Source organism: Streptomyces sp. NPDC051136 (genome assembly GCF_044455745.1).
GTDB lineage: Bacteria > Actinomycetota > Actinomycetes > Streptomycetales > Streptomycetaceae > Streptomyces.
In genome coordinates this window covers 550,981-574,315 of record NZ_JBITFE010000005.1, presented here as the reverse complement: position 1 = coordinate 574,315, position 23,335 = coordinate 550,981, and the positions used below count along the sequence as shown (strand labels likewise).

24 protein-coding genes are annotated in these 23,335 nt (G+C 71.5%); 10 read left to right on the top strand and 14 right to left on the bottom strand.

Annotated elements, in window-relative coordinates; translation table 11 throughout:
- Positions 1-359: 359 nt before the first annotated feature.
- Complete coding sequence (locus tag ACIBCJ_RS17930) at positions 360-1,001, bottom strand: DNA-3-methyladenine glycosylase (protein ID WP_365980302.1); 642 nt, start codon at positions 999-1,001, stop codon at positions 360-362.
- A 146-nt stretch (positions 1,002-1,147) separates the two neighbouring features.
- Here ACIBCJ_RS17930 and ACIBCJ_RS17925 point away from each other — a divergent pair, with 146 nt between their 5' ends.
- The 3 genes from ACIBCJ_RS17925 (at position 1,148) to ACIBCJ_RS17915 (ending at position 3,239) form a co-directional block, all read left to right on the top strand.
- Positions 1,148-1,930 (top strand): sporulation protein, encoded by a 783-nt coding sequence (locus ACIBCJ_RS17925; protein ID WP_133890386.1) that lies wholly within the window; start codon positions 1,148-1,150, stop codon positions 1,928-1,930.
- Positions 1,931-1,994: 64 nt separating this feature from the next.
- Complete coding sequence (locus ACIBCJ_RS17920) at positions 1,995-2,534, top strand: YbhB/YbcL family Raf kinase inhibitor-like protein (protein ID WP_362510512.1); 540 nt, start codon at positions 1,995-1,997, stop codon at positions 2,532-2,534.
- Positions 2,535-2,732: 198 nt separating this feature from the next.
- Positions 2,733-3,239 carry an HNH endonuclease gene (locus tag ACIBCJ_RS17915; protein WP_007388340.1) on the top strand — a complete coding sequence of 169 codons (507 nt, stop codon included), beginning with the start codon at positions 2,733-2,735 and terminating at the stop codon, positions 3,237-3,239.
- A gap of 110 nt (positions 3,240-3,349) precedes the next feature.
- Here ACIBCJ_RS17915 and ACIBCJ_RS17910 read toward each other — a convergent pair whose 3' ends face one another.
- The 3 genes from ACIBCJ_RS17910 to ACIBCJ_RS17900 form a co-directional block, all read right to left on the bottom strand.
- Positions 3,350-4,309: an SPFH domain-containing protein gene (locus tag ACIBCJ_RS17910; protein ID WP_362103711.1), complete on the bottom strand. Its 960-nt coding sequence runs from the start codon at positions 4,307-4,309 to the stop codon at positions 3,350-3,352.
- 166 nt (positions 4,310-4,475) lie between these two features.
- Positions 4,476-4,907, bottom strand: coding sequence for an NfeD family protein (locus tag ACIBCJ_RS17905; protein ID WP_133890389.1), 432 nt, complete (start codon positions 4,905-4,907; stop codon positions 4,476-4,478).
- Between the two features lie 54 nt (positions 4,908-4,961).
- A complete protein-coding gene (locus tag ACIBCJ_RS17900; RefSeq protein ID WP_362103710.1) occupies positions 4,962-5,759 on the bottom strand; it encodes an ABC transporter ATP-binding protein in 798 nt (265 codons plus the stop codon).
- A 152-nt stretch (positions 5,760-5,911) separates the two neighbouring features.
- On the opposite strand from ACIBCJ_RS17900, the gene ACIBCJ_RS17895 reads away from it, so the two are divergent.
- On the top strand, positions 5,912-6,691 hold the full coding sequence (locus ACIBCJ_RS17895) for a hypothetical protein (RefSeq protein ID WP_362103709.1): 780 nt from the start codon (positions 5,912-5,914) through the stop codon (positions 6,689-6,691).
- 200 nt (positions 6,692-6,891) lie between these two features.
- Here the strand turns inward: ACIBCJ_RS17895 and chpE are convergent, their stop codons facing one another.
- The 3 genes from chpE to ACIBCJ_RS17880 form a co-directional block, all read right to left on the bottom strand.
- A complete protein-coding gene (chpE, locus tag ACIBCJ_RS17890; RefSeq protein WP_003977022.1) occupies positions 6,892-7,140 on the bottom strand; it encodes a chaplin ChpE in 249 nt (82 codons plus the stop codon).
- Between the two features lie 168 nt (positions 7,141-7,308).
- On the bottom strand, positions 7,309-7,950 hold the full coding sequence (locus tag ACIBCJ_RS17885; RefSeq protein WP_362103708.1) for a response regulator transcription factor: 642 nt from the start codon (positions 7,948-7,950) through the stop codon (positions 7,309-7,311).
- Complete coding sequence (locus tag ACIBCJ_RS17880; protein WP_362103707.1) at positions 7,943-9,121, bottom strand: GAF domain-containing sensor histidine kinase; 1,179 nt, start codon at positions 9,119-9,121, stop codon at positions 7,943-7,945. Before ACIBCJ_RS17880 ends, ACIBCJ_RS17885 begins: the two co-directional genes overlap by 8 nt.
- A 217-nt stretch (positions 9,122-9,338) precedes the next feature.
- Between ACIBCJ_RS17880 and ACIBCJ_RS17875 the strand changes: the two genes are divergently transcribed.
- The 3 genes from ACIBCJ_RS17875 to ACIBCJ_RS17865 all read left to right on the top strand — a co-directional run bounded on the left by ACIBCJ_RS17875 (position 9,339) and on the right by ACIBCJ_RS17865 (position 12,194).
- Positions 9,339-10,034, top strand: coding sequence for an SDR family oxidoreductase (locus tag ACIBCJ_RS17875; RefSeq protein ID WP_365980301.1), 696 nt, complete (start codon positions 9,339-9,341; stop codon positions 10,032-10,034).
- A complete protein-coding gene (locus ACIBCJ_RS17870; RefSeq protein ID WP_362510494.1) occupies positions 10,034-11,125 on the top strand; it encodes an S-adenosylmethionine:tRNA ribosyltransferase-isomerase in 1,092 nt (363 codons plus the stop codon). The genes ACIBCJ_RS17875 and ACIBCJ_RS17870 overlap by 1 nt, the downstream gene beginning before the upstream one ends.
- Before the next feature lie 352 nt (positions 11,126-11,477).
- Positions 11,478-12,194: a transglycosylase SLT domain-containing protein gene (locus ACIBCJ_RS17865; RefSeq protein ID WP_362103704.1), complete on the top strand. Its 717-nt coding sequence runs from the start codon at positions 11,478-11,480 to the stop codon at positions 12,192-12,194.
- A gap of 125 nt (positions 12,195-12,319) precedes the next feature.
- Here the strand turns inward: ACIBCJ_RS17865 and ACIBCJ_RS17860 are convergent, their stop codons facing one another.
- On the bottom strand, positions 12,320-14,929 hold the full coding sequence (locus ACIBCJ_RS17860; protein WP_362103703.1) for an FHA domain-containing protein: 2,610 nt from the start codon (positions 14,927-14,929) through the stop codon (positions 12,320-12,322).
- 283 nt (positions 14,930-15,212) lie between these two features.
- Here ACIBCJ_RS17860 and serB point away from each other — a divergent pair, with 283 nt between their 5' ends.
- Positions 15,213-16,457, top strand: a complete 1,245-nt coding sequence (gene serB, locus ACIBCJ_RS17855; protein WP_362510488.1) for a phosphoserine phosphatase SerB — start codon at positions 15,213-15,215, stop codon at positions 16,455-16,457.
- A gap of 89 nt (positions 16,458-16,546) precedes the next feature.
- Here serB and ACIBCJ_RS17850 read toward each other — a convergent pair whose 3' ends face one another.
- The 4 genes from ACIBCJ_RS17850 to ACIBCJ_RS17835 form a co-directional block, all read right to left on the bottom strand.
- Positions 16,547-17,065 carry a histidine phosphatase family protein gene (locus ACIBCJ_RS17850; RefSeq protein ID WP_362103701.1) on the bottom strand — a complete coding sequence of 173 codons (519 nt, stop codon included), beginning with the start codon at positions 17,063-17,065 and terminating at the stop codon, positions 16,547-16,549.
- Between the two features lie 101 nt (positions 17,066-17,166).
- Positions 17,167-17,373 carry a hypothetical protein gene (locus ACIBCJ_RS17845; RefSeq protein ID WP_365980300.1) on the bottom strand — a complete coding sequence of 69 codons (207 nt, stop codon included), beginning with the start codon at positions 17,371-17,373 and terminating at the stop codon, positions 17,167-17,169.
- A gap of 196 nt (positions 17,374-17,569) precedes the next feature.
- Complete coding sequence (locus tag ACIBCJ_RS17840) at positions 17,570-17,686, bottom strand: SGM_5486 family transporter-associated protein (RefSeq protein WP_037836969.1); 117 nt, start codon at positions 17,684-17,686, stop codon at positions 17,570-17,572.
- A 115-nt stretch (positions 17,687-17,801) separates the two neighbouring features.
- Positions 17,802-19,184 carry a CynX/NimT family MFS transporter gene (locus tag ACIBCJ_RS17835; RefSeq protein ID WP_365980299.1) on the bottom strand — a complete coding sequence of 461 codons (1,383 nt, stop codon included), beginning with the start codon at positions 19,182-19,184 and terminating at the stop codon, positions 17,802-17,804.
- 46 nt (positions 19,185-19,230) lie between these two features.
- Between ACIBCJ_RS17835 and ACIBCJ_RS17830 the strand changes: the two genes are divergently transcribed.
- Complete coding sequence (locus ACIBCJ_RS17830) at positions 19,231-19,923, top strand: FCD domain-containing protein (protein WP_365980298.1); 693 nt, start codon at positions 19,231-19,233, stop codon at positions 19,921-19,923.
- A gap of 110 nt (positions 19,924-20,033) precedes the next feature.
- Here ACIBCJ_RS17830 and fabI read toward each other — a convergent pair whose 3' ends face one another.
- Entirely contained in the window at positions 20,034-20,801 is a 768-nt protein-coding gene (gene fabI, locus ACIBCJ_RS17825; RefSeq protein WP_133890402.1) for an enoyl-ACP reductase FabI, read from the bottom strand.
- Positions 20,802-20,806: 5 nt separating this feature from the next.
- Entirely contained in the window at positions 20,807-21,511 is a 705-nt protein-coding gene (fabG, locus tag ACIBCJ_RS17820; protein ID WP_133890403.1) for a 3-oxoacyl-[acyl-carrier-protein] reductase, read from the bottom strand.
- 292 nt (positions 21,512-21,803) lie between these two features.
- Between fabG and ACIBCJ_RS17815 the strand changes: the two genes are divergently transcribed.
- Positions 21,804-23,327, top strand: coding sequence for a TldD/PmbA family protein (locus ACIBCJ_RS17815; RefSeq protein WP_362103697.1), 1,524 nt, complete (start codon positions 21,804-21,806; stop codon positions 23,325-23,327).
- The last annotated feature ends 8 nt before the right edge of the window (positions 23,328-23,335 follow it).

Genomic DNA, 23,335 nt, shown 5'->3' with positions numbered 1-23,335 from the left:
AGTTCTCAAGGAACGGACGCTTCCTTTGTACTCACCCTCTCGGGCTTTCCTCCGGGCGCTTCCCTTCGGTCTTGCGTTTCCGACTCTATCAGATCCTTTTTCGATCCGATTCCCTGTCGGCGGGATTTGTCGTCGGCTTCCGGCTTTCGCTCGTCGGCCTTTCGACATTCACTACGTTAGCCGATTTCTCCGGGGACTCATAATCGAGTCCCGCGAGTTCGAATTCAGACATGCGGACATGACGAATTCGCTCCCGCTGAGGGAAGTCGTAGGTAGTGGGTTGGCCGCTTCCGGCTGCAGGCGATTGCCGTACCCGGGTCAAGCGGCTCGGGCTACGTTACGCGCCGCCCAAAGGAGAGTCAACTTCGGCGCTTGCGCGGGACATGGGCCCGGTACGGGCTGACCGTCGGGTCGTCGGCGACCCAGTAGCGCCAGGGGTGGACGCCGCCTTCGCCGGCCACGCCGGTCCTCGGCCCGTTGCGCACCTGGTCACCGGGGACGGGTGTGCCGGTCAGGACGCGCAGAGGGGTGTCCTCGGAGGTGCAGGCATCCGTGCCGTTGAGGGCGCGGTCCACGCCCAGGGCGGTGGCAAGGCGGGCCGGGCCCTTGGCCAGTTCCTTGTCATTGCGAGCGGTGAGCCGTCGGGCCCGTGCCAGCTCGGCCCCCTCGACGACCTCGCCGGCGCGGAGGAGAACGGCGCTCGACCTCCCCTCGGGACCGCACACCAGGTTCATGCAGAACCACATGCCGTAGGTGAAGTAGACGTACACGTGTCCGGGGGGACCGAACATCACGTCGTTGCGGGGGGTGCGGCCGCGGTACGCGTGGGAGCCCGGGTCGTTCTGACCGTCGTAGGCCTCCACCTCCGTCAGGCGGAGGGCGATCGGGCCGTCGGGGGTGTCGCGCACCAGGATGCGGCCCAGGAGGTCGGGGGCCACCTCGAGGACGGGGCGGTCGAAGAATTCCCTGGGCAGGGGCGTACGGTCGGGGCTCGCGATCATGCCGTCCGAGCGTAACGCAGTCGCGGCCGTGGGCGGGGTGGTCAGAAAGCGTCCGCCTTGCCAGGGTGTGGGGCGCGGAACCGGCCACGGTCGGATCGCGTTTGTATGGGTCGAGGATCCACACGTAAGCCTGGAGAGGGAGAGACATGGCGTTCAAGAAGCTGCTCGCGAGCCTGGGGGCCGGCGGGGCTTCGGTCGAGACCGTGCTGAGCGAGGTCAACGTCGTTCCGGGCGGTGTCGTCCAGGGCGAGGTGCGGATCCAGGGCGGGTCCGTCGACCAGGAGATCGAAGGGCTGTCGGTCGGCCTCCAGGCCAAGGTCGAGGTGGAGAGCGGCGACCAGGAGTACAAGCAGGACATCGAGTTCACCAAGGTGCGGCTCGGCGGCGCCTTCGGGCTGAAGGCCGGTGCGGTGCACGCGGTGCCGTTCGGGCTCGAGATCCCGTGGGAGACGCCGGTCACCATGATCGACGGGCAGTCCCTGCGCGGGATGAACATCGGTGTCACCACGGAGCTGGAGATCGCGCGTGCCGTGGACTCCGGTGACCTGGACCCGATCAACGTGCACCCGCTGCCGGCGCAGAAGGCGATCCTGGACGCCTTCATCCAGCTGGGCTTCCGCTTCAAGAGCGCGGACATGGAGCGCGGCCACATCCGGGGCACGCGCCAGCAGCTGCCCTTCTACCAGGAGATCGAGTTCTTCCCGCCGCAGCAGTACCGCGGGCTGAACCAGGTCGAGCTGAGCTTCGTCGCCGACGCCCAGGCGATGGACGTCGTGCTGGAGATGGACAAGAAGCCCGGGCTGTTCAGCGAGGGCAGCGACACGTTCCGCTCGTTCAAGGTGGGGCTGAACGACTACCAGGGGACCGACTGGACGGCGTACCTCAACCAGTGGCTCTCCGAGGTCGGCAGCAAGCGCAACTGGTTCTGAGGGATCCGGCGGGCGAACCCGTAGGCTCGGTCGTCTCTGCACCAGAACATCAGGAGGTACCGAGGTGACCGAGCTGAAGCGGCGTCCGCTCCCCCATGACTTCCACCCGCCCGTGCCGTCGTTCACCGTCACGAGTGAGGACGTTCCGGAGGGCGGGACGCTCAAGGACGATCAGGTCCACGCCGCCGGGAACACCTCTCCGCACCTGCGGTGGGAGGGCTTCCCCGCCGGGACCAAGAGCTTCGCCGTGACGTGCTACGACCCGGACGCCCCGACGGGCAGCGGGTTCTGGCACTGGGTGGTGTTCGACATCCCGGCCTCGGTGACCGAGCTGCCGGTGGGCGCCGGCAGCGGCTCGTTCGAGGGGTTGCCCCAGGGTGCCGTACAGGCGCGCAACGACTACGGCAGCAAGGAGTTCGGCGGTGCCGCGCCGCCCGCCGGGGACGGGCCGCACCGGTACGTGTTCACGGTGTACGCCGTGGACCAGGAGAAGCTGGGGCCGGACGCGGACGGCACTCCCGCCTTCGTCGGCTTCAACCTGCGCTTCCACACCCTGGCGCGTGCCCAGCTCATCGCTGAGTACGAGGTGCCCGCGGAAGGCTGAGCCTTCGAGCGTTCATGGAACGTTTGCCCGCCCCCGGTCTTGGAATGGATCAGGGGCGGGCATTTTTGTCTCCGGGGGTGGCGAGGGGGTTTCCCTCGCGGGAGCGGCGGATATTGCGTTGTCCAACCCGGCGTGCCCGGCCAGAGTTGTTCCAGCCCGCCAGGGGGTGGGCCGGTGCGCACGGGAGGTGGGCTGGGTATGCGGGACACGCTGGTGCTGAACGCGAGCTTCGAGCCGCTGTCGACGGTGACGTTGAATCGAGCCGTCGTTCTGGTGCTCCAGGACAAGGCCGTCGTCGAACAGGCCCACCCCTCGCTGCGGATGCGCGGAGCCGCGCTCGACATACCCGCGCCGCGGGTGATCAGGCTGTGCCAGTACGTACGGGTGCCGTTCCGAAGACGCGCCCCCTGGTCCAGGCGGGGCGTGCTGGTACGTGACCGGCACCGGTGCGCGTACTGCGGACGGCGGGCGACGACCGTGGACCACGTGGTGCCGCGGTCGCACGGCGGGCAGGACACGTGGCTGAACACGGTGGCCTCGTGCGCGGAGGACAATCACCGCAAGGCGAACCGGACGCCGGAGCAGGCGGGGATGCCGTTGCTGCGGGAGCCGTTCGAGCCGACGCCCGCCGACGCGATGCTGCTGGCGCTGGCCCGGGACGACTTCGCCGCACTGCCGGAGTGGTTGGTGCTGGACGCGGCGTGAGTCTGCGCCGTAGGGGGTGATGTGCGCTGCCGACTGCGGGTGCGTCGTGGTCGACCGCGCGGCCCCCTGCCCCCGAGGGCGTGGGGGCCGCCGGGCGTTCAGCGGAACCGTCAGTCGATGGTGGGCTTCTCGCGGCGTTCCTGGGCCGGGACGCTTGCGCCGCCGTTGCCGCTTCCGCTGCCCGAACCGCCGCCCAGGCCGCCGAGGTTGCCCATGGCGCCGGAGAGGCCCTTGAGGGCGTCGCCGATCTCGCTGGGGACGATCCAGAGCTTGTTGGCGTCGCCCTCGGCGATCTTCGGGAGCATCTGGAGGTACTGGTAGGAGAGCAGCTTCTGGTCCGGGTCGCCGGCGTGGATGGCCTCGAAGACGGTGCGGACGGCCTGGGCCTCGCCCTCGGCGCGCAGGGCTGCGGCCTTGGCCTCACCTTCGGCGCGCAGGATCTGGGACTGCTTCTCGCCCTCGGCGCGCAGGATCTCGGACTGCCGTACACCTTCGGCCTGGAGGATGGCGGCGCGCTTGTCGCGGTCGGCGCGCATTTGCTTCTCCATCGAGTCCTGGATGGAGGTGGGCGGTTCGATGGCCTTGAGCTCGACGCGGTTGACGCGGATGCCCCACTTGCCGGTGGCCTCGTCGAGGACGCCGCGCAGGGCCGCGTTGATCTCCTCGCGGGAGGTCAGGGTCCGCTCCAGGTCCATGCCGCCGATGATGTTGCGCAGGGTGGTGACGGTGAGCTGCTCGATCGCCTGGATGTAGCTGGCGACCTCGTAGGTCGCGGCGCGGGCGTCGGTCACCTGGTAGTAGATGACGGTGTCGATGTTGACGACCAGGTTGTCCTGGGTGATGACCGGCTGCGGCGGGAAGGGGACGACCTGTTCGCGCAGGTCGATGCGGTTGCGGATGGTGTCGATGAACGGGACCACGATGTTGAGGCCCGCGTTGAGGGTCCGCGTGTAGCGGCCGAAGCGCTCGACGATGGCGGCGCTGGCCTGTGGGATGACCTGGATGGTCTTGATCAGGGCGATGAAGACCAACACCACCAGGATGATCAGGACGATGATGACCGGTTCCATCGTGGGTGTCCGTCCCCTTCTCCGCCTCGGCGCTCCGGCAGATCCCGTTGACCTGTCTGGCCCTGACTACTGCTGATCTTACGGCTGTTGAGGATCTTGCTGGTCGAGTCTGACAGACCGTCGCACGCCTCGGAGGGTGTTCGGGCCAGTTGCGGCACGGCGGGGGTCACATGATGACGGCGGTGGCCCCGTCGATCTCGACCACGTCGACCTCCTCGCCGGGCTCGAAGGCGCGCCCGGTGTCCAGGGCGCGCGCCGACCAGATCTCCCCGGCGAGTTTGATCCGGCCGCCGGAGCCGTCGACCCGCTCCGTGACGACGGCCTGTCTGCCTTTCAGGGCGTCCACTCCCGTGGCCAGTTGGGGCTGTTGGGCGCGGTGCCGGGCGGCGACGGGCCGTACGACGGCGATGAGGGCGACCGAGACGATGACGAAGACGATGACCTGGACCACGATGCCCGCGCCCAGCCCGGAGGCGACGGCGGCGGCCACCGCGCCGACGGCGAACATGCCGAACTCCGGCATCGCGGTCACGACGAGCGGAATGCCGAGTGCCGCCGCGGCGACGAGCCACCACACCCATGAGTCGATGTCGTTCACGCTGTCATGGTAGGTCCGGAGGTGAGGCCGGGGACAGGGCGCACGGGGGGCGGGTCAGGACAGCGGGAGGCCCTTCGCGGTCCACCGGTCCCCGGACTGCTCGACGACGAGCGGGAGTCCGAAGCACAGGGACAGGTTGCGGGAGGTCAGTTCGAGCTCCAGCGGGCCGGCGGCCAGGACCTTGCCCTGACGGATCATCAGGACGTGGGTGAAGCCCGGGGCGATCTCCTCGACGTGGTGGGTCACCATGATCATGGAGGGCGCGATGGGGTCGCGGGCCAGCCGGCCGAGGCGCCGGACGAGGTCCTCGCGGCCGCCGAGGTCGAGGCCGGCGGCCGGCTCGTCGAGGAGGAGCAGCTCGGGGTCGGTCATCAGGGCGCGGGCGATCAGGGTGCGCTTGCGCTCGCCCTCGGAGAGGGTGCCGAACCTGCGGTCCAGGTACTCGGTCATGCCGAGGCGGTCGAGGAAGGCGCGGGCCCGCTGTTCGTCGATGTCCTCGTACTGCTCCTGCCATCCGGCGGTCATGCCGTACGCGGCGGTCAGCACGGTCTGCAGGACGGTCTGGCGCCTGGGCAGCTTGTCGGCCATGGCGATGCCGGCCATGCCGATGCGCGGCCGCAGCTCGAAGACGTCGGTGCCGGGCTTGCCGAGCGTCTCGCCGAGGATGGTGGCGGTGCCGTTGCTCGGGTAGAGGTAGCTGGACGCGACGTTGAGGAGGGTGGTCTTGCCGGCGCCGTTCGGGCCGAGGATGACCCAGCGCTCGCCCTCCTTCACCGACCAGGAGACCTGGTCCACCAGAGCCCGGCCCTCACGGACCACGGATACGTCCTGAAGCTCCAGAACATCGCTCATGAGCGCGTTGTCTCCCCTTGCATTGTGGCCGGTCTCGGCTGTCGCGTACACCTGTGCTCGGGCCGCGGCGCCGGTGGGCGCAGGCCCCTCCAGGAAATCTACGCCACCGGTCGGCCGCACCGTTCCATCGGTCCGGTCCTTAGGGTGGGGGCATGCTCTCGGAACCACGTGCTGGGCGCCTTGCCGCCTGGGGAAATGCCCTGATTGCCCAAAAGGTGTCGCCGGACGACGCTGTCGTCGCGATCGTCGGCGAGGACGCGGTGCACCGGGTGGAGGGGCTGCCGGGCGAGGACGCGCCGGTCGGTCTCACCCTGGCGCTGGGACGGCTGCGGACGCTCGGCGCGAGCGGGCTGCGGATCGCGCTGCCCGCGCCGGGGCATCCGCTGGGGCTGAGCGGCCCGCCGGAGTTCAACGCGCGCGCGTTGGAGGCCGAGGAGGCGGTGATCTGCGAGGGGGCCGCGCTGGGACTGGTGCCGGAGGTGTACGAGGCGGGCCCCGAGGGTGATGTGCACGTCGAGGTCGTGTGGCACTGTCTGCCGGTGCGGGAGGCGCCGCCGGCGGACGTGCCCTCGCTCGGGGAGGCCGAGCGGGAGCTGGCGGAGGCGCTGCGGGACGCGACGGAGGTGCTGACGCGGCTGGACGTCGCCGGGTCGGGGCCGGTGGCGGAGGCGGCGGTCGCGGCGTACCGGGCCCGGGCGGAGCGGGGGCGGGAGGTGCTGGCGCCGGGGTATCCGCCACGGGCGGTGCGGGTGCTGGAGTTGGCGCAGCGGGTGGGGATGCTGGTGTCGCTGGCGTCCGGGAACGGGCACGGCGGTGCGGTGAGCGCGTCGGAGATGGCGGCGCGGGGGGATGCCCTGCGGCCGGTGGAGCGGGTGGCCCGGCGGGCGCAGGTCGCGGCGTACAACTCCGTTGTGGTGGAGCGGGGGCGGTGACGGGGCTGTTCCTCAGCGGGTGCCCGGCGTGAGCGGGGGCGGTGAGGGGGCGCGGTGCCTCGGCCGGTGCCCAGCGTGAGTGCCGGCGTGGGGCCGGGGCGCGCTGCTCGGCGCTGACGAGGTGCCGCAGCGCCCACCCGTGCCGCCCCAGCGGCATGGGTGGGCGCTGCTGGGGCGGCACGGGTCGGGGGTGGCCTGCGTCAGTGGTTGACGCCCAGGTTGCCGAAGGCCGGGTTGAGGACGCCGATGACGTTGACGCTGTTGCCGACGGCGTTGACCGGGATGTGGATCGGCGCCTGAACCAGGTTGCCGGAGGCGACGCCCGGGGAGCCGACGGCCTTGCCGTGGGCGTGGGCGCCGCCGTCGGTGGCGGAGGCCATGCCCGCACCGGCGGCGATCAGACCGCCGGCCACCATCGTCACGGCCGCTGCCTTCTTCAGGTTCTTCACTTGCGTGCCCTCCTTGCGAACGCCGCGGCAGTCGCCGCGGCACGCACTGGAGAACGGCCGGGCCCGTCGAAGGATGCGCCATTCGGGGGACATTCCCACGACGGTATGAATCTCCGACCGGAGGGGAACCCTCCGCCTCGGCCCCGCGTACAGGGCGGCCGGTCGCGGTCAGCCGCTCACTCCGTGGCGCACGGCCCACAGGGCGGCCTGGGTGCGGTCGGCAAGGTCGAGTTTCATCAGGATGTTCGAGACGTGGGTCTTCACGGTCTTCTCGGACAGCACCAGCGCGCGGGCGATCTCCCGGTTGGAGCGGCCGTCCGCGATCAGGCCCAGCACCTCGCGCTCCCGCTCCGTGAGGGACCCTGCCCTGCCCGGCCCCGTGCTGCTCGTCTCCTGGCTCAGGAGGGCGCCCGCGACCTCGGGCTGGAGCAGGATGTGGCCGGCGTGGACGGAGCGGATGGCGCCGGCCAGCGCGTCGGGGTCGACGTCCTTGTAGACGTAGCCGGCGGCGCCCGCCCGCAGGGCCGGGACGACGGTGCGCTGCTCGGTGAAGCTGGTGACGACCAGCACGCGCGCGTGGTTGTCCAGCTCGCGGAGTCTGCGCAACGCGTCGACGCCGTCCATGCCCGGCATCTTGACGTCCATGAGGATCACGTCGGGTTCCAGCTCCTGGGCGCGGTCGACGCCCTCGGCGCCGTCCGCGGCCTCGCCGACCACCTCGATGTCGTCCTGCACCTCCAGGAAGGTGCGCAGACCCCGACGGACCACTTGGTGGTCGTCGACGAGGAGCACCTTGATCGCTTCAGCCACCGGGAACCTCCATCTCGATCGTGGTGCCCTCGCCGGGCGCGGACCGCACGGTCAGCCGGCCGCCGGTGCCGCCGGCCCGGTCGCGCATGGAGACCAGGCCCAGATGTCGGCCGGCGCGGCGGACCGTGCGCGGGTCGAAGCCGCTGCCGTCGTCGCTGACCCGCAGGACGGCGCCGGTGCCCCGCCGGCGCAGGGTGACCTCGACGTGTTCCGCCCCGGAGTGGCGCAGGGCGTTGTGCAGTGCCTCCTGGGCCACGCGCAGCATCGCCTCCTCCTGGGCGGCCGGCAGCGCCTTGACGCCGTGGCCCGCGAAGGTCACGCGCGCGGCGTGGGCGCGGTCCAGGACCTGGATCTGGGTGCGCAGGGTGGCGACCAGGCCGTCCTCCTCCAGGGCGGCGGGGCGCAGCTCGACGACGGCGGCGCGCAGTTCGTCGGCGGCCTCCGCGGCGAGCACGGCGACCTGGTGCAGCTCGTCCTTGGCCCGCGCGGGATCCCGGTCGACCAGGGCGGCGGCGGCCTGGGCGGTCAGGCGCAGCGAGAACAGCTTCTGGCTCACCGCGTCGTGCAGCTCGTGGGCGAGGCGGGAGCGCTCCTCGGCGATGGTCAGCTCGCGGCTGCGCTCGTACAGGCGCGCGTTGGTGAGGGCGATCGCGGCGTGCTGGGCGAGGATGCCGAGCAGTTCCTCGTCGTCCCGCGTGAAGCCGCAGCCGCCCTCGGGCTTCGCGCACGAGGTGCTTGCGGGGTGTCCCTGCGCGGGGCGCAGCTTGTTGGCCAGGAAGAGGGCGCCGAGCACCTCGTCACCGTCGCGGATCGGCAGGCCGAGGAAGTCGGCCAGGTCGGGGTGGGCGGAGGGCCAGCCCCCGAAGCGGGGGTCCTTGCGGACGTCGCCGAGACGCTCGGGGGTGGCCTCGTGGAGCATCGCGGCGAGGATGCCGTGCTGGCGCGGCAGGGGACCGATGGCCTTCCACTGCTCGTCGCTGACGCCGTCGACCACGAACTGGGCGAAGCCGCCGTGGTCGTCGGGGACGCCGAGGGCGGCGTACTGGGCGTCGAGCAGCTCACGGGCCGAGGCGACGATCGTCTTGAGGACGTCGCGCACCTCGAGGTGCCTGCTCATGGCCAGCAGCGCGGAGCTCACCGCGGTGAGGCCGGACCGGGGGCCGTGGCTCATGTCCTCACGGTACCCGCGGGGGGTGGGGGCGGGATCGGCCCGGTGACGGGCGTCGCCTAGGGCGGTGGGACTAGGTCCGGGGTCCCGTCCGACGGGTCTAGGGCGAAGGGCCCGGCCCGGCTCGGGCCCTCGCCGGAGGTGGCCGGCGCGGCCTGATTCCTAGGTTGGGGATCACGCCGGCCGAACGGACGGCGGGGACGACGAGGGGACGTGTGTCATGCCGGTCGCGATCATCACGGGGGCGTCCAAGGGACTGGGCCGGGCGCTCGCCGAGGCCCTGGCGGCACGGGGCTGGGACCTGGTGCTGGACGCCAGGAACCCCGGGGTGCTGAAGGAGGCGGCGGGCGCGCTGGCACCGTACGGCACGCGCGTGACGGCGCTGCCCGGCGACGTCACCGACTCCTGGCACCGGACGGCGCTGGTGACGGAGGCCGAGCGGCTGGGCGGCGTGGACCTGCTGGTCAGCAATGCGAGCGCGCTGGGCGCCGAGCCGCTGGTGCGGCTGGCGGAGCTGTCCCTGGACGGGCTGCGCCGGGCCCTGGAGGTGAACGTGGTGGCCGCTCTGGGCCTGGTCAAGGAGGCGCTGCCGCAGCTGCGCGCGGCTCCCGCGGGCGCGGTGGTGACGGTCAGCTCGGACGCGGCCGCCGAGGCGTACGGGACGTGGGGCGGCTACGGCGCGTCCAAGGCGGCCCTGGACCAGCTGGCGGCGGTGCTGGGCGTGGAGGAACCGGGGCTGCGGGTGTGGGCGGTCGATCCGGGGGACATGGCCACGGACCTGTACGCCGCGGCCGTCCCGGACGACGACGACCCGCGGCCGGATCCGGGGAGTGTCGTGCCGGCGCTGCTGCGGCTGCTGGACGAGCGGCCGGCGAGCGGGCGCTACGGGGCCCCGGCGCTGCTGGAGACGCGCTGATGGCCTCGGTGGCGGTGAGGGTCCCGCAGGAGCTGTCGGCCCGGTTGCCGGTCGAGCAGCGGGAGCCGGGCCGGGACCGGGACGGCGTACGGCTGCTGGTGTCGCGCGGGACCGAGGTGTCCCACCACACGTTCGGGGAGCTGCCGGGGCTGCTGCGGGCCGGTGATCTGCTGGTGGTCAACACCTCGCCCACGCTGGCCGCCGCCGTGGACGGCCGGATCGGGCACACGCGCGTGGTGGTGCACTTCTCCACCCGGGGGGACGACGGCCGGTGGGCGGTGGAGCTGCGGGAGCCCGACGGCAGGGGCACTACGCGCGCGCGTGCGGGAGGAGGGGGAGGCGGGGCGCCCGCTCCGGCTCCCGAGGCGGCCGGTGGTCCGGCGGGGACGAAGGTACGGCTGCCGGGCGGTGCGCGGCTGGTGCTGGAGGAGCCGCTGAGCGCGCGCGGGGAGCGGTTGTGGTGGGCGCGGGTGTCGCGGGCGGAGGTGCCGGGGCTGCTGCGGGAGTACGGGCGGCCCATTCGCTACTCCTACACGGAGCGGGACCAGCCGCTGTCCGTCTACCAGACGGTGTTCGCGCTGCCGTCCGGGGACGGGACCGGCAGTGCGGAGATGCCCAGCGCGGCGCGGCCCTTCACGGCGCGGCTGGTGGCGGAGCTGGTGAGCCGCGGGGTGCAGTTCGCGCCGGTGACACTGCACACGGGGGTGGCGTCGGCGGAGTCGCACGAGCCGCCGTATCCGGAGCGGTTCGCCGTGCCGGAGGCGTCGGCGCGGCTGATCAACGCCGCGCGAGCGGGTGGCGGTCGGGTGGTGGCGGTGGGGACGACGGCCGTGCGGGCGGTGGAGTCGGCTGCCGGTGCCGACGGGGTCGTGCGGGCGCGGACCGGGTGGACCGATCTGGTGGTGACGCCGGAGCGGGGGGTGCGGGTGGTGGAGGGGCTGCTGACGGGGCTGCACGAGCCCGAGGCCTCGCATCTGCTGATGCTGGAGGCGGTGGCGGGGCGGGCGGCGATCGACCGCGGGTACGAGGCGGCGGTGCGGGGGCGCTACCTGTGGCACGAGTTCGGGGACGTCCATCTCCTCCTGCCGTAGGAGGGCGGCGCGGACTCACTCACACTTCGCATTGCTCCAGCAACTATCGGTGAGAAGGAAGGGGGGCCGGTGTGAGCCCCCGCATAGGGTCCACGTCACGTACGAAGGGGAGTAGGAGAACGACTCGTCCGTTTTGAGCGGGGCAGATGTCCAATCTGCCCCGCTTTGCCGTTCCGTGATCCACTATCTCGGATCGTACGTCACACCTTTGCCTCTCGATTTTGCGGTCGCTAAGAATTGCTCTCGTCGCTCAGCGCCGTGGGTTCTCCCCCGCGGCGTTTGTGCCGGAAGCACCCACTGTCCCCACCGGACGAGAGCGACCTCCGCGCTACTCGAAGAGGTCTATCCCGCCATGCTGAAGAACATCCTTACCCGTGGTCGCAGTCGCACCCTGAACCGCACGCAGAAGGTCGCGATCGCCGGTGTCGGCACGCTCGGCGCCGCCGCCGTCGCGCTCACCGCCGTCCCGGCCAGCGGTCAGTCGACGACCACGAGCGAGGCCGCTCCGACGGCCAAGGTGGCGTACAGCACCAAGCAGATCCAGGACGTGCACGCCGGTGTCACCGGCCAGCTCGCCGGCGCCAGCCAGAAGGTCGCCGCCATCGAGGCCAAGAAGGAGGCGGCCGCCAAGAAGGCGACCGCCGAGAAGAAGGCAGCCGCCAAGAAGGCCGCCGCCAAGCGCTCGGCCAAGGAGAGCACCAGCCGCTCCGCCCAGCGCACCGAGGTCAAGAAGGCCGCCAAGTCCTACCCGAACAACCTGGACGGCTGGATCCGCGAGGCCCGGGCCATCCTGGCCAAGCACGACATCCCCGGTACCTACGACGGCATCCACCGCAACATCATGCGGGAGTCGTCCGGCAACCCGATGGCCATCAACGACTGGGACATCAACGCCATCAACGGCATCCCGTCGAAGGGCCTGCTCCAGGTCATCCCGCCGACGTTCAAGGCGTACCACGTGCCCGGTACCTCCTGGAACATCTACGACCCGGTCGCCAACATCGCCGCCGCGTGCAACTACGCCGCGGACAAGTACGGCACCATGGACAACGTCGACAGCGCGTACTGAGGTCGGCGCGGACCTCCTCGCGACGTCGCCGACGCCGGACCGTACGCCGAAGGGCGGCACCCTCCTGACGGGGTGCCGCCCTTCGGGGCGTTCGGGCGGGCCTTCCGGGTCCGCCGGACCGCGGTCTACTTGCGCATGACCTCGGGCTCGTGCCGGCGCAGGAAGCGGGCGACGAAGAAGCCGCAGATCACGCCGAGGACGATCAGCGCCGCCATGTCCAGGCCCCAGGCGCCCACGGTGTGCTCCCACAGCGGGTCGGCCTCGGCGCCCTTCTCGGGCGGGCTGATCTTGTTGAAGTCCAGCGTGGCACCGGCGGCGGCGACCGCCCAGCGCGAGGGCATCAGGTACGAGAACTGGTTGACGCCCACCGCGTCGTTCAGGGCGAAGAGGCAGCCGGTGAAGACGACCTGGATGATCGCGAACATCACCAGCAGCGGCATGGTCTTCTCGGCGGTCTTCACCAGCGAGGAGATGACCAGGCCGAACATCATCGCGGTGAAGCCCAGGGCCATGATCGGCAGCGACAGCTCGACCAGCGTCGCACCGCCCAGGACCAGCCCCTCGTCGGGGATCTCGCGGGTGGCGAAGCCGATCACACCGACCAGCAGGCCCTGGAACACCGTGATCAGGCCGAGCACGAAGACCTTGGACATCAGGTACGCGGACCGGGACAGGCCGGTGGCGCGTTCCCGTTCGTAGATCACACGTTCCTTGATCAGCTCACGGACCGAGTTCGCGGCGCCGGCGAAGCAGGCGCCGACCGCGAGGATCAGCAGGACCGTGGTGGCGGTGCCGTTCGGGATGATCCGGCCGGTCTGCGGGTTCGCCGGGTTGGGCAGCAGACCCTTGTCGGCGTCGATGAGCAGGCTCACCGCGCCCAGTACGGCCGGCAGGATCACCATCAGGGCCAGGAAGCCCTTGTCGGAGGCGATCACCGACACGTAGCGCCGCACGAGTGTGACGAACTGCGACATCCAGCCCTGCGGCTTCGGCGGCTTCATCGCCTGCATCGGCGGTACCTGCACGGACTGCGGTGCGACGGCGTCGAGGTCCGCGGCGTACATCTGGTAGTGCTGCGAGCCCTTCCAGCGGCCCGCCCAGTCGTAGTCGCGGTAGTTCTCGAAGGCGGAGAACACGTCGGCCCAGGTGTCGTAGCCGAAGAAGTTCAGCGCCTCCTCGGGCGGGCCGAAGTAGGCCACGGAGCCGCCCGGCGCCATCACCAGCAGTTTGTCGCAGGTCGCCAGCTCGGCCACCGAGTGGGTGACGACGAGGACGGTGCGGCCGTCGTCGGCGAGGCCGCGCAGCAGCTGCATGACGTCACGGTCCATGCCCGGGTCGAGACCGGAGGTCGGCTCGTCCAGGAAGATCAGCGACGGCTTGGTGAGCAGCTCCAGGGCGACGGACACGCGCTTGCGCTGACCGCCGGACAGGGACGTGACCTTCTTGTCCTTGTGGATGTCGAGCTTGAGCTCGCGCAGCACCTCGTCTATGCGGGCGTTGCGCTCGGCGCCGGTGGTGTCGGCCGGGAAACGCAGCTTCGCCGCGTACTTCAGGGCCTTCTTGACGGTCAGCTCCTTGTGCAGGATGTCGTCCTGCGGGACCAGACCGATGCGCTGGCGCAGCTCGGCGAACTGCTTGTACAGGTTCCGGTTGTCGTAGAGGACCTCGCCCTGGTCGGCGGGCCGGTACCCGGTGAGCGCCTTGAGCAGGGTCGACTTGCCGGATCCCGACGGTCCGATGACCGCGATCAGCGACTTCTCGGGGACGCCGAAGGACACGTCCTTGAGGATCTGCTTGCCGCCGTCGACCGTGACGGTCAGGTGCCGGGCGGAGAAGGAGACCTCACCGGTGTCGACGAACTCCTCGAGGCGGTCGCCGACGATCCGGAACGTCGAGTGGCCGACACCGACGATGTCGGCCGGGCCGAGCAGCTGGGAGCCGCCCTTGGCGATCGGCTGGCCGTTGACGTACGTGCCGTTGTGCGAGCCGAGGTCGCGGATCTCCAGGCGGCCGTCGGGCGTCGCGTGGAACTCGGCGTGGTTGCGGGAGACCTGAAGGTCCGAGACGACCAGGTCGTTCTCCAGGGCACGGCCGATACGCATCACACGGCCGAGCGAGAACTGGTGGAACGTGGTCGGGCTGCGGTCCCCGTGGACCGGTGGCGCCCCCGCCGCGCCGCCGGGTCCCTGCTGCTGGGGGAAGTGCGGCGCGGCCTGCTGGGGCTGCGGCGCCTGCTGGGGCTGCCAGCCGGCCGGCTGACCCTGGTGCGGCTGCTGCGGGTGCCCGTGCTGCGGGGTCTGCTGGGGCCGGCCCTGGTGCTGGGGCTGCGCCTGCTGCTGGAACGGCTCCTGCGCGGGCGGCGCCTGCTGCGCCCAGCCCGCGTGCGCGCCCTGCGCGGCGTACGGCTGCTGCGGCTGGGCCTGCGGCGCGCCGGCCGGGGCCTGGGCGCCGGACAGGCTCACCCGCGGTCCGTCGGTCGCGTTGCCCAGGTTCAGTACCGTGCCGGCGCCGAGTTCCACCCGCTGGATCCGCTGCCCCTGCACGAACGTGCCGTTGGTGCTGCCGTGGTCCTCGACCACCCAGCCGCGTCCGTCGAAACTGATCGTGGCATGCCGCCAGGAGACCCTGGCGTCGTCAAAAACAAGCTCCCCCTGTGGATCGCGTCCCAGCGCGTATGACCGGGACGGGTCGAGCGTCCAGGTCCGTCCATTGGATTCCAGTACGAGTTCCGGCACTCCAGCCCCACTGAGTTGTCCCCCGATGTGCTCCCGTCGCGGGGAGTCTAGGGATGTCGAACATCGGGGGGAACTATTTCAGGCTCGGGGCCCTGACCGAAAGTCGGGCCTTGTGAAGAGTGCGTAGGCGACCGTCCGCCGTTCCCGTCGACGGGGTGCCGGAGCCTGTCCGGCCGGTGACACCCTCGTCCCGCTGGCACCGTCCCCCGGCCCTCCGTCCCCCTGTCCGCCAGGCGGACCTCGGGGGCGGACGGCACCGGGTGCCGGATACGGTGGGAACACCATGAGCGCTTCGCAGACCTCTGACGTTCCCACGCTTCTCGTCAAGATCTTCGGCAAGGACCGGCCCGGCATCACGGCCGGCCTGTTCGACACCCTCGCCGCCTACTCCGTCGACGTCGTCGACATCGAGCAGGTCGTCACCCGTGGCCGTATCGTGCTGTGCGCGCTGGTGACCGAGCCGCCCCGCGGGCTGGAGGGCGACCTGCGGGCCACCGTCCACAGCTGGGCCGAGTCGCTGAAGCTGCAGGCCGAGATCATCTCCGGCATCGGCGACAACCGTCCGCGCGGGCTCGGCCGCTCCCTGGTCACGGTGCTGGGGCACCCGCTCACCGCGGAGGCGACCGCCGCCATAGCGGCCCGGATCACCGAATCGGGCAGCAACATCGACCGTGTCTTCCGGCTGGCCAAGTACCCGGTGACCGCGGTCGAGTTCGCGGTGTCCGGTGTGGAGACCGAGCCGCTGCGCACCGCGCTGGCCACTGAGGCCGCCGCGCTCGGCGTGGACATCGCGGTCGTCGCCGCGGGGCTGCACCGCCGGGCGCAGCGCCTGGTCGTGATGGACGTGGACTCCACGCTCATCCAGGACGAGGTCATCGAGCTGTTCGCGGCGCACGCCGGCTGCGAGGACAAGGTCGCCGAGGTGACGGCGGCCGCGATGCGCGGGGAGCTGGACTTCGAGCAGTCGCTGCACGCGCGCGTCGCCCTGCTGGCGGGGCTGGACGCCTCCGTGGTGGACAAGGTGCGCGCCGAGGTGCGGCTGACGCCGGGTGCCCGCACCCTGATCCGCACGCTGAAGCGGCTCGGCTACCAGGTGGGGGTCGTCTCCGGCGGCTTCACCCAGGTCACCGACGCCTTGCAGGAACAGCTGGGGCTCGACTTCGCGCAGGCCAACACGCTGGAGATCGTCGACGGCAGGCTGACCGGGCGGGTCACCGGGGAGATCGTGGACCGCGCGGGCAAGGCCCGGCTGCTGCGCCGGTTCGCCGCCGAGGCGGGAGTCCCGCTGTCGCAGACCGTGGCGATCGGTGACGGCGCCAACGACCTGGACATGCTGAACGCGGCCGGGCTGGGCGTCGCCTTCAACGCCAAGCCGGTGGTCCGCGAGGCCGCGCACACCGCGGTGAACGTGCCCTTCCTCGACACGGTGCTGTATCTGCTGGGCATCACCCGCGAGGAGGTCGAGGCCGCGGACACGCTGGAGGAGGGGCCCGGCGAGGACCTCGGTCCGTCCGCCGACCGGCACTGACCCGGGCGGAGAAGGGGCGGCGCGGCCCCGGCACGACGAAGGCCCGGACACGAGGGTGCCGGGCCCTGTCGCGTAGCGGGCGGGGCGGGTCAGTCGGTCGGCGCCCAGTAGTCGACCAGGGTGGCCCGGCCGGGCTCCACGTCCTTCCAGGAACCCGTGAAGGTCAGGACGGCGAAGGCGGCGGTCGGGAAGCCCCGTCGCTTGATCCGCTGACGTACCTCGTCCTCGGCCGAGCCGGCCAGGATCTCGGTCAGCGCCTCCATGCCGGGGTTGTGGCCGATCACCAGCACGTTCCGCAGGTCGTCGGGGGTCTCGTTGAGCACGGCGATCAGCTCGCCGGGCGAGGCCTCGTAGATCCGCTCCTCGTAGACGGTTTTCGGCCGGTGCGGGAACTCCTGTACCGCGAGCTTCCAGGTCTCCCGGGTCCTGGCCGAGGTGGAGCACAGGGCCTGGTCGAAGGGCACACCGGTGTCCGCCAGCCGACGCCCGGCCTCCGCGGCGTCCATGCGCCCCCGGTCGGCGAGCGGCCGCTCGTGGTCGCTCACCTGTGGCCAGTCGGCTTTCGCATGCCGGAAGAGAACAATCCTGCGGAGTTCTGCGACGCTCATGTCTTCCAGCTTCGCATGAAACAGGCCACGGGGCTCTGGGAGTTGAGATGCGGCTTCACCGCGGGAGGCGCGCCCGGGCCGGTGGAGGCTCCGGCGGGCCCTCAGCGCCTGGTGAGCTGCTCCATCCGCTCCAGCAGCTGGGCGATCGCGGGCTGCTCCGCGGCGGCGTGGGCGTCGGCGGGATTCAGGAGCAGCAGGAGCAGCGCGACGAAGGCGAGCACGGGCAGGGCGAGGGCCCACCAGGGCAGCCGGATGTCGACGCCGCCCCGGGTCGCCTGGGAAGGCCGGGTGTACGTAGGGGCCGACATGAGTGCCTCCGCTGGTCTTCGGGCTTCCCTGGTCCGTGCTCCGTGCTCCGTGCTCCGCGGCCCGCGTGGTGCGGGCACATCTCGAAGTTACGGAGTCCACGGGGCCCAACCCATCCGGAGGTCCACCCACTTGACCCTGACCCTCACCCCCTAGGGGACGGGGGGTTAACCCCACCCTCCACCGGCGGGGGCGGGGTCACGGCGAGGCGATCGTCGCGATGACGCCGATGATCACGAAGATCGCGAGGAACGAGCCGAAGACGATCAGCATCTTCTTCTGGCCGTGCTGGGGGTTCGGGTCGAGGACTGGCATACGGCAAGTCTCGCATCCCCCGCGCGGGCCGCTTCCGGCGGGACCGGTGGCCGCGGCCGGTGCGTCGGCGGGTCGGCGCGTCGGCGCGTCCGCGAGGGCGGACGGGCCGCCGGGATCAGCGGGCCGCCTCGTCCTCCACGGTGCGGTCGCGTCCCGCCAGGACGCCCACCACGATCTGCGGCACCATCAGCGCGCTCATCAGCGCGATCGGCAGCCCCCAGCCGCCGCTGTGCTGGTAGAGCACGCCCACCAGCAGCGGTCCCGGGATGGAGATCAGGTAGCCGGTGCTCTGGGCGAAGGCGGACAGCTGGGCGACGCCCGCTCCCGTCCTGGCGCGCATCCCGACCATGGTCAGCGCGAGCGGGAAGGCGCAGTTGGAGACGCCGAGCAGCAGGGCCCAGGCCCAGGCGCCGCCGACCGGGGCGAAGTACAGACCGGCGTATCCGGCGAGTCCGCACAGGCCGAGCACCAGCACGATGGGGCCCTGGTGGGGCAGGCGGCTCGCCACGCGCGGGATCACGAAGGCGAGCGGCACGCCCATCACCATGATGACGGCGAGCAGCAGCCCGGCGGTGCCGGCGGACACACCCGAGTCGCGGAAGATCTGCGCCATCCATCCCATCGTGATGTAGGCGGCGGTGGCCTGGAGGCCGAAGAAGACGGCGAGCGCCCAGGCCGTACGGCTGCGGGTGATCCGCAGCGGGGGCTGCTGGGCGGGGCGCCCGCCGTCCTGTCCCCCGGCGGCCGCGGACGGCGCCGCGGCGGGCGTCGGCTCCCTGCGGTTCCGTACGAAGGGGATCCACGGCAGGACGGCAAGCGCCGGCAGCACGGCCCAGACCGCGAGACCCGGCTGCCAGTGGCCGCCCAGCGCGTCCGTCACGGGCACCGTCGCCGCGGCGGCCACGGAGGTGCCGAAGGCGAGGGCCATCGAGTACAGGCCGGTCATGGAGCCGACCCGGTCGGGAAAGTAGCGCTTGACGATGACCGGCATGAGGACGTTGCTGACCGCGATGCCCATCAGCGCCAGGGCGGTGGCGGCCAGGAAGCCGCCCGTGCCGCCGGCGTACGGGCGTATCACCAGGCCCGCGGTGATGGCGACCATGCCGGCGCAGACCACCGCGCCCGGCCCGAAGCGGCGGGCCAGCCGGGGGGCGGTGACCCCGAAGACGGCGAAGCAGAGCGGGGGCACGGAGGTGAGGAGTCCGGCGACGCTGCCGCTCATGCCGAGTCCGTCGCGGACCTCCTCGAGGAGCGCGCCCAGGCTCGTGATGGCCGGGCGCAGGTTGAGCGCGGCCAGGACGATGCCGAGGATGAGCAGCCGGGTCGTCCACGCGCGCGTGGTGGCCGTCCCGGCGGGTACCCCGCGCACACCGCCCTCCGCGCGCGCGTCACCGCCTGACTCGGCACGCACGCGCGCGTCGGTCTGCGCACGCGTCTCGGCACGCGTCTGCGCACGTGTCTCCGTCCGGGTTTCGTCACTAGCCATGAGACCCATCATAGAATCATGGGATGATTGGTCGTCCAGTCGTGTGCGAAGGTGAGCCATGCCACTGAGTCATCCCCGTCGTTCGGCACTGTCCGAACAGGTCATCGCGGCGCTGCGGCAGCAGATCGCCTCGGGCGAGTGGCCGGTCGGCTCCCGCATCCCCACGGAGCCCGAACTGGTCGAGCAGCTCGGCGTCGCCCGGAACACGGTCCGGGAGGCGGTCCGCGCGCTCGCGCACAACGGTCTGCTGGACATCCGCCAGGGATCGGGCACGTACGTCGTGGCGACCAGCGAGCTGGCGGGCGTCATGCAGCGCCGCTTCGCCGACGCCGAGCCCCGGCACATCGCCGAGCTGCGCTCCACCCTGGAGTCGGCCGCGGCGCGGCTGGCCGCCGAGCGGCGCACGGAGAAGGACCTCAAGCAGATCGACGGCCTGCTTCAGCGCCGCGAGGAGGCCTGGGAGTCGGGCGAGGCGGAGGCATTCGTGGCGGCGGACGCCACCTTCCACCTGGCGGTCGTGGCGGCCTCGCACAACGACGTGATGACCGCGATGTACGCCGACCTGAGCGAGGTGCTGCGGGACTGGCTGCGCGGCGACGTCGGTGAGGGCATGTCGGCGGCGACGCACATGGACCACGGCCGGCTGGTGGACGCGATCCGCGCGGGCGACGCGGCGACGGCGGCCGACGAGGCCGCCGCGTACCCGTTCATGTGCCGTCCGGCCCTCTTCGGTCCGCCCTCGGACGACTGAGCCGGCCCGTCAGCCCCAGCCCGCCGCCGCCGTGGCGCCGGGCCGACGACGCGAGGGCCCGCGTCCCGTACGACGGGATGCGGGCCCTCGGCCTTGAAGTGCCGTTCGGATCAGGCGCCGATGGCGTGCAGTCCGCCGTCGACGTGGACGATCTCGCCCGTGGTCTTCGGGAACCAGTCGCTCAGCAGCGCGACGACGCCGCGGCCGGCCGGCTCCGGGTCCTTCAGGTCCCACTCCAGCGGGGAGCGGGTGTCCCACACGGCGGCGAGGTCGCTGAAGCCCGGGATGGACTTGGCGGCCATGGACCCGAGCGGGCCCGCCGAGACCAGGTTGCAGCGGATGTTCTGCTTGCCCAGGTCACGGGCCATGTAGCGGCTGGTGGCCTCCAGGGCGGCCTTGGCCGGGCCCATCCAGTCGTACTGCGGCCAGGCGAACTGCGCGTCGAAGGTGAGACCGACGACCGAACCGCCGTTCTGCATCAGCGGCAGGCAGGCCATGGTCAGCGACTTCAGGGAGTACGCGGAGACGTGCATTGCGGTGGCGACCGACTCGAACGGCGTGTTCAGGAAGTTGCCGCCGAGCGCGTCCTGCGGGGCGAAGCCGATGGAGTGCACGACGCCGTCGAGGCCGCCCAGCTCCTCGCCCACGATGTCGGCCAGTCGCCCGAGGTGCTCGTCGTTGGTGACGTCCAGCTCGATGACCTTGGCGGGCTTCGGCAGCTTCTTGGCGATGCGCTCGGTCAGGGTGGGCCGCGGGAACGCGGTGAGGATGACCTCGGCGCCCTGCTCCTGGGCCAGCTTCGCGGCGTGGAAGGCGATGGAGGACTCCGTCAGCACGCCCGTGATCAGGACGCGCTTGCCCTCGAGAATTCCGCTCATGGTGTTCAGTGACCCATTCCCAGTCCGCCGTCAACGGGGATGACGGCTCCAGTGATGTACGAGGCGTCGTCCGAGGCGAGGAACCGCACCGTCGCGGCGATCTCCTCCGGCCGCGCGTACCGTCCCAGCGGCACCTGCGACACGATGCCCGCCCGCTGCTCGTCGGTGAGCACCTTGGTCATGTCGGTGTCGACGAAGCCGGGCGCGACGACGTTGAAGGTGATGTTGCGCGATCCCAGCTCACGGGCGAGGGAACGCGCGAAGCCGACCAGACCGGCCTTGGAGGCGGCGTAGTTCGCCTGCCCCGCGGAGCCGAGCAGCCCGACCACCGACGAGATGAGGACGACGCGGCCCTTCTTGGCGCGCAGCATGGCGCGGTTGGCCCGCTTGACGACGCGGAAGGTGCCGGTGAGGTTGGTCTCGACGACGGAGGTGAAGTCCTCCTCCGACATGCGCATCAGGAGCTGGTCCTTGGTGACGCCGGCGTTGGCGATCAGGACCTCGACGGGACCGTGCGTCTCCTCGATCTCCTTGTAGGCCTGCTCCACCTGCTCGGTGTCGGTGATGTCGCACTTGACGGCCAGGAAGCCCTCCGGCGGCTCACCCGAGCGGTACGTGATCGCGACCTTGTCGCCGGCGTCGGCGAAAGCGCGGGCGATGGCGAGGCCGATGCCCCGGTTTCCTCCGGTGACGAGAACCGAGCGGCTCAACGGTTCACCCTTTCCCTAGCGGTCGTCCCCCCGTCCGGTCACCCGTACGGCGGGCGGCGGGAGCAGGCGGCTTCCTCGAAAATCTATCGGTCCCCGGCCGCGCGCAGAGACTCGGGCACCCACAGTGGCTTACGGGGCTGTCTGTCGGGTCCCTACAGAACCGGTCCCGGCCACGGTGGGAAAGGTGTGGCCGCGGGAAAGGTGTGGCCGCGGGACCCCCGACGCGACATGATGCGGCGCAGCCCCCGGAGTCGCGGCAGACGACCGGTCACGTCGACAGAAAGAGACGCAGGTGCCTCACAGCATCGACCCAGCCTTCACGGCACTCCCCCTACGCGCCCTCGCCGACGCCGCTCTCGCCCGGGCGCGCGCCCTCGGGGCGGAGCACGCGGACTTCCGGCTGGAGCGGGTGCGCAACGCCTCCTGGCGGCTGCGGGACGCCAAGCCCGCCGGGTCCTCGGACACCACCGACCTCGGGTACGCGGTGCGGGTGGTGCACGGCGGTACGTGGGGCTTCGCGTCCGGTGTGGACCTGACCATGGATGCCGCCGCGAAGGTCGCCTCGCAGGCGGTGGCGATGGCGAAGCTGTCCGCGCAGGTGATCCGCGCGGCCGGGTCGGACGAGCACGTGGAGCTGGCGAGTGAGCCCGTGCACGCCGACAGGACGTGGATCTCTTCGTACGACATCGACCCCTTCACCGTGCCCGACGCGGAGAAGTCGGCGCTGCTGGCCGACTGGAGTGCGCGGCTGCTGGCGGCCGACGGGGTCGACCACGTGGACGCCTCGCTGCTCACGGTGCACGAGAACAAGTTCTACGCCGACACCGCCGGGACGGTGACCACGCAGCAGCGGGTACGGCTGCACCCGGTGCTCACCGCGGTGTCGGTGGACGACTCCAGCGGGGAGTTCGACTCCATGCGCACCCTGGCGCCGCCGGCCGGGCGAGGCTGGGAGTACCTGACGGGGACCGGCTGGGACTGGGAGAGCGAGCTGGCCGAGATCCCGGAGCTGCTCGCGGAGAAGATGCGGGCGCCGAGCGTCGAGGCGGGGCTGTACGACCTGGTCGTCGACCCGTCGAACCTGTGGCTGACCATCCACGAGTCCATCGGGCACGCCACCGAGCTGGACCGCGCGCTCGGCTACGAGGCCGCCTACGCCGGCACCTCCTTCGCCACCTTCGACCAGCTCGGCACACTGCGCTACGGCTCGGAGCTGATGAACGTCACCGGCGACCGCACCGCCGAGCACGGCCTGGCGACGATCGGGTACGACGACGAGGGCGTCGAGGGCCAGTCCTGGGACCTGGTGAAGGACGGCACGCTGGTGGGCTACCAGCTCGACCGGCGGATCGCGCGGCTCACCGGCTTCGAGCGCTCCAACGGGTGCGCGTACGCCGACTCCCCCGCGCACGTGCCCGTGCAGCGCATGGCCAACGTGTCGCTGCGGCCGGACCCGGGCGGGCTGTCGACCGAGGATCTGATCGGGGGCGTCGACCGCGGGATCTACGTCGTCGGGGACCGGTCCTGGTCCATCGACATGCAGCGCTACAACTTCCAGTTCACCGGCCAGCGCTTCTTCCGGATCGAGAACGGGCGGCTCGCCGGTCAGCTGCGGGACGTGGCGTACCAGGCGACGACGACCGACTTCTGGGGGTCCATGGCGGCCGTCGGCGGCCCGCAGACGTATGTGCTGGGCGGCGCCTTCAACTGCGGCAAGGCCCAGCCGGGGCAGGTCGCGGCCGTCTCGCACGGCTGCCCGTCCGCCCTGTTCAAGGGAGTCAACATCCTCAACACCACGCAGGAGGCCGGTCGATGAGCGTCAGC

Excerpts from the sequence above, each read along its gene's own strand:
- ACIBCJ_RS17830 (WP_365980298.1), top strand. The coding sequence starts at position 19,231 with ATGCCACTGAGTCATCCCCGTCGTTCGGCACTGTCCGAACAGGTCATC.
- ACIBCJ_RS17840 (WP_037836969.1), bottom strand. The coding sequence starts at position 17,686 with ATGCCAGTCCTCGACCCGAACCCCCAGCACGGCCAGAAGAAGATGCTG.
- ACIBCJ_RS17850 (WP_362103701.1), bottom strand. The coding sequence starts at position 17,065 with ATGAGCGTCGCAGAACTCCGCAGGATTGTTCTCTTCCGGCATGCGAAA.
- ACIBCJ_RS17925 (WP_133890386.1), top strand. The coding sequence starts at position 1,148 with ATGGCGTTCAAGAAGCTGCTCGCGAGCCTGGGGGCCGGCGGGGCTTCG.
- ACIBCJ_RS17930 (WP_365980302.1), bottom strand. The coding sequence starts at position 1,001 with ATGATCGCGAGCCCCGACCGTACGCCCCTGCCCAGGGAATTCTTCGAC.
- ACIBCJ_RS17880 (WP_362103707.1), bottom strand. The coding sequence starts at position 9,121 with ATGAGCCACGGCCCCCGGTCCGGCCTCACCGCGGTGAGCTCCGCGCTG.
- ACIBCJ_RS17915 (WP_007388340.1), top strand. The coding sequence starts at position 2,733 with ATGCGGGACACGCTGGTGCTGAACGCGAGCTTCGAGCCGCTGTCGACG.
- ACIBCJ_RS17910 (WP_362103711.1), bottom strand. The coding sequence starts at position 4,309 with ATGGAACCGGTCATCATCGTCCTGATCATCCTGGTGGTGTTGGTCTTC.
- ACIBCJ_RS17895 (WP_362103709.1), top strand. The coding sequence starts at position 5,912 with ATGCTCTCGGAACCACGTGCTGGGCGCCTTGCCGCCTGGGGAAATGCC.
- ACIBCJ_RS17875 (WP_365980301.1), top strand. The coding sequence starts at position 9,339 with ATGCCGGTCGCGATCATCACGGGGGCGTCCAAGGGACTGGGCCGGGCG.
- ACIBCJ_RS17865 (WP_362103704.1), top strand. The coding sequence starts at position 11,478 with ATGCTGAAGAACATCCTTACCCGTGGTCGCAGTCGCACCCTGAACCGC.
- ACIBCJ_RS17870 (WP_362510494.1), top strand. The coding sequence starts at position 10,034 with ATGGCCTCGGTGGCGGTGAGGGTCCCGCAGGAGCTGTCGGCCCGGTTG.
- ACIBCJ_RS17845 (WP_365980300.1), bottom strand. The coding sequence starts at position 17,373 with ATGTCGGCCCCTACGTACACCCGGCCTTCCCAGGCGACCCGGGGCGGC.
- ACIBCJ_RS17835 (WP_365980299.1), bottom strand. The coding sequence starts at position 19,184 with ATGATGGGTCTCATGGCTAGTGACGAAACCCGGACGGAGACACGTGCG.
- ACIBCJ_RS17900 (WP_362103710.1), bottom strand. The coding sequence starts at position 5,759 with ATGAGCGATGTTCTGGAGCTTCAGGACGTATCCGTGGTCCGTGAGGGC.
- serB (WP_362510488.1), top strand. The coding sequence starts at position 15,213 with ATGAGCGCTTCGCAGACCTCTGACGTTCCCACGCTTCTCGTCAAGATC.
- fabI (WP_133890402.1), bottom strand. The coding sequence starts at position 20,801 with ATGAGCGGAATTCTCGAGGGCAAGCGCGTCCTGATCACGGGCGTGCTG.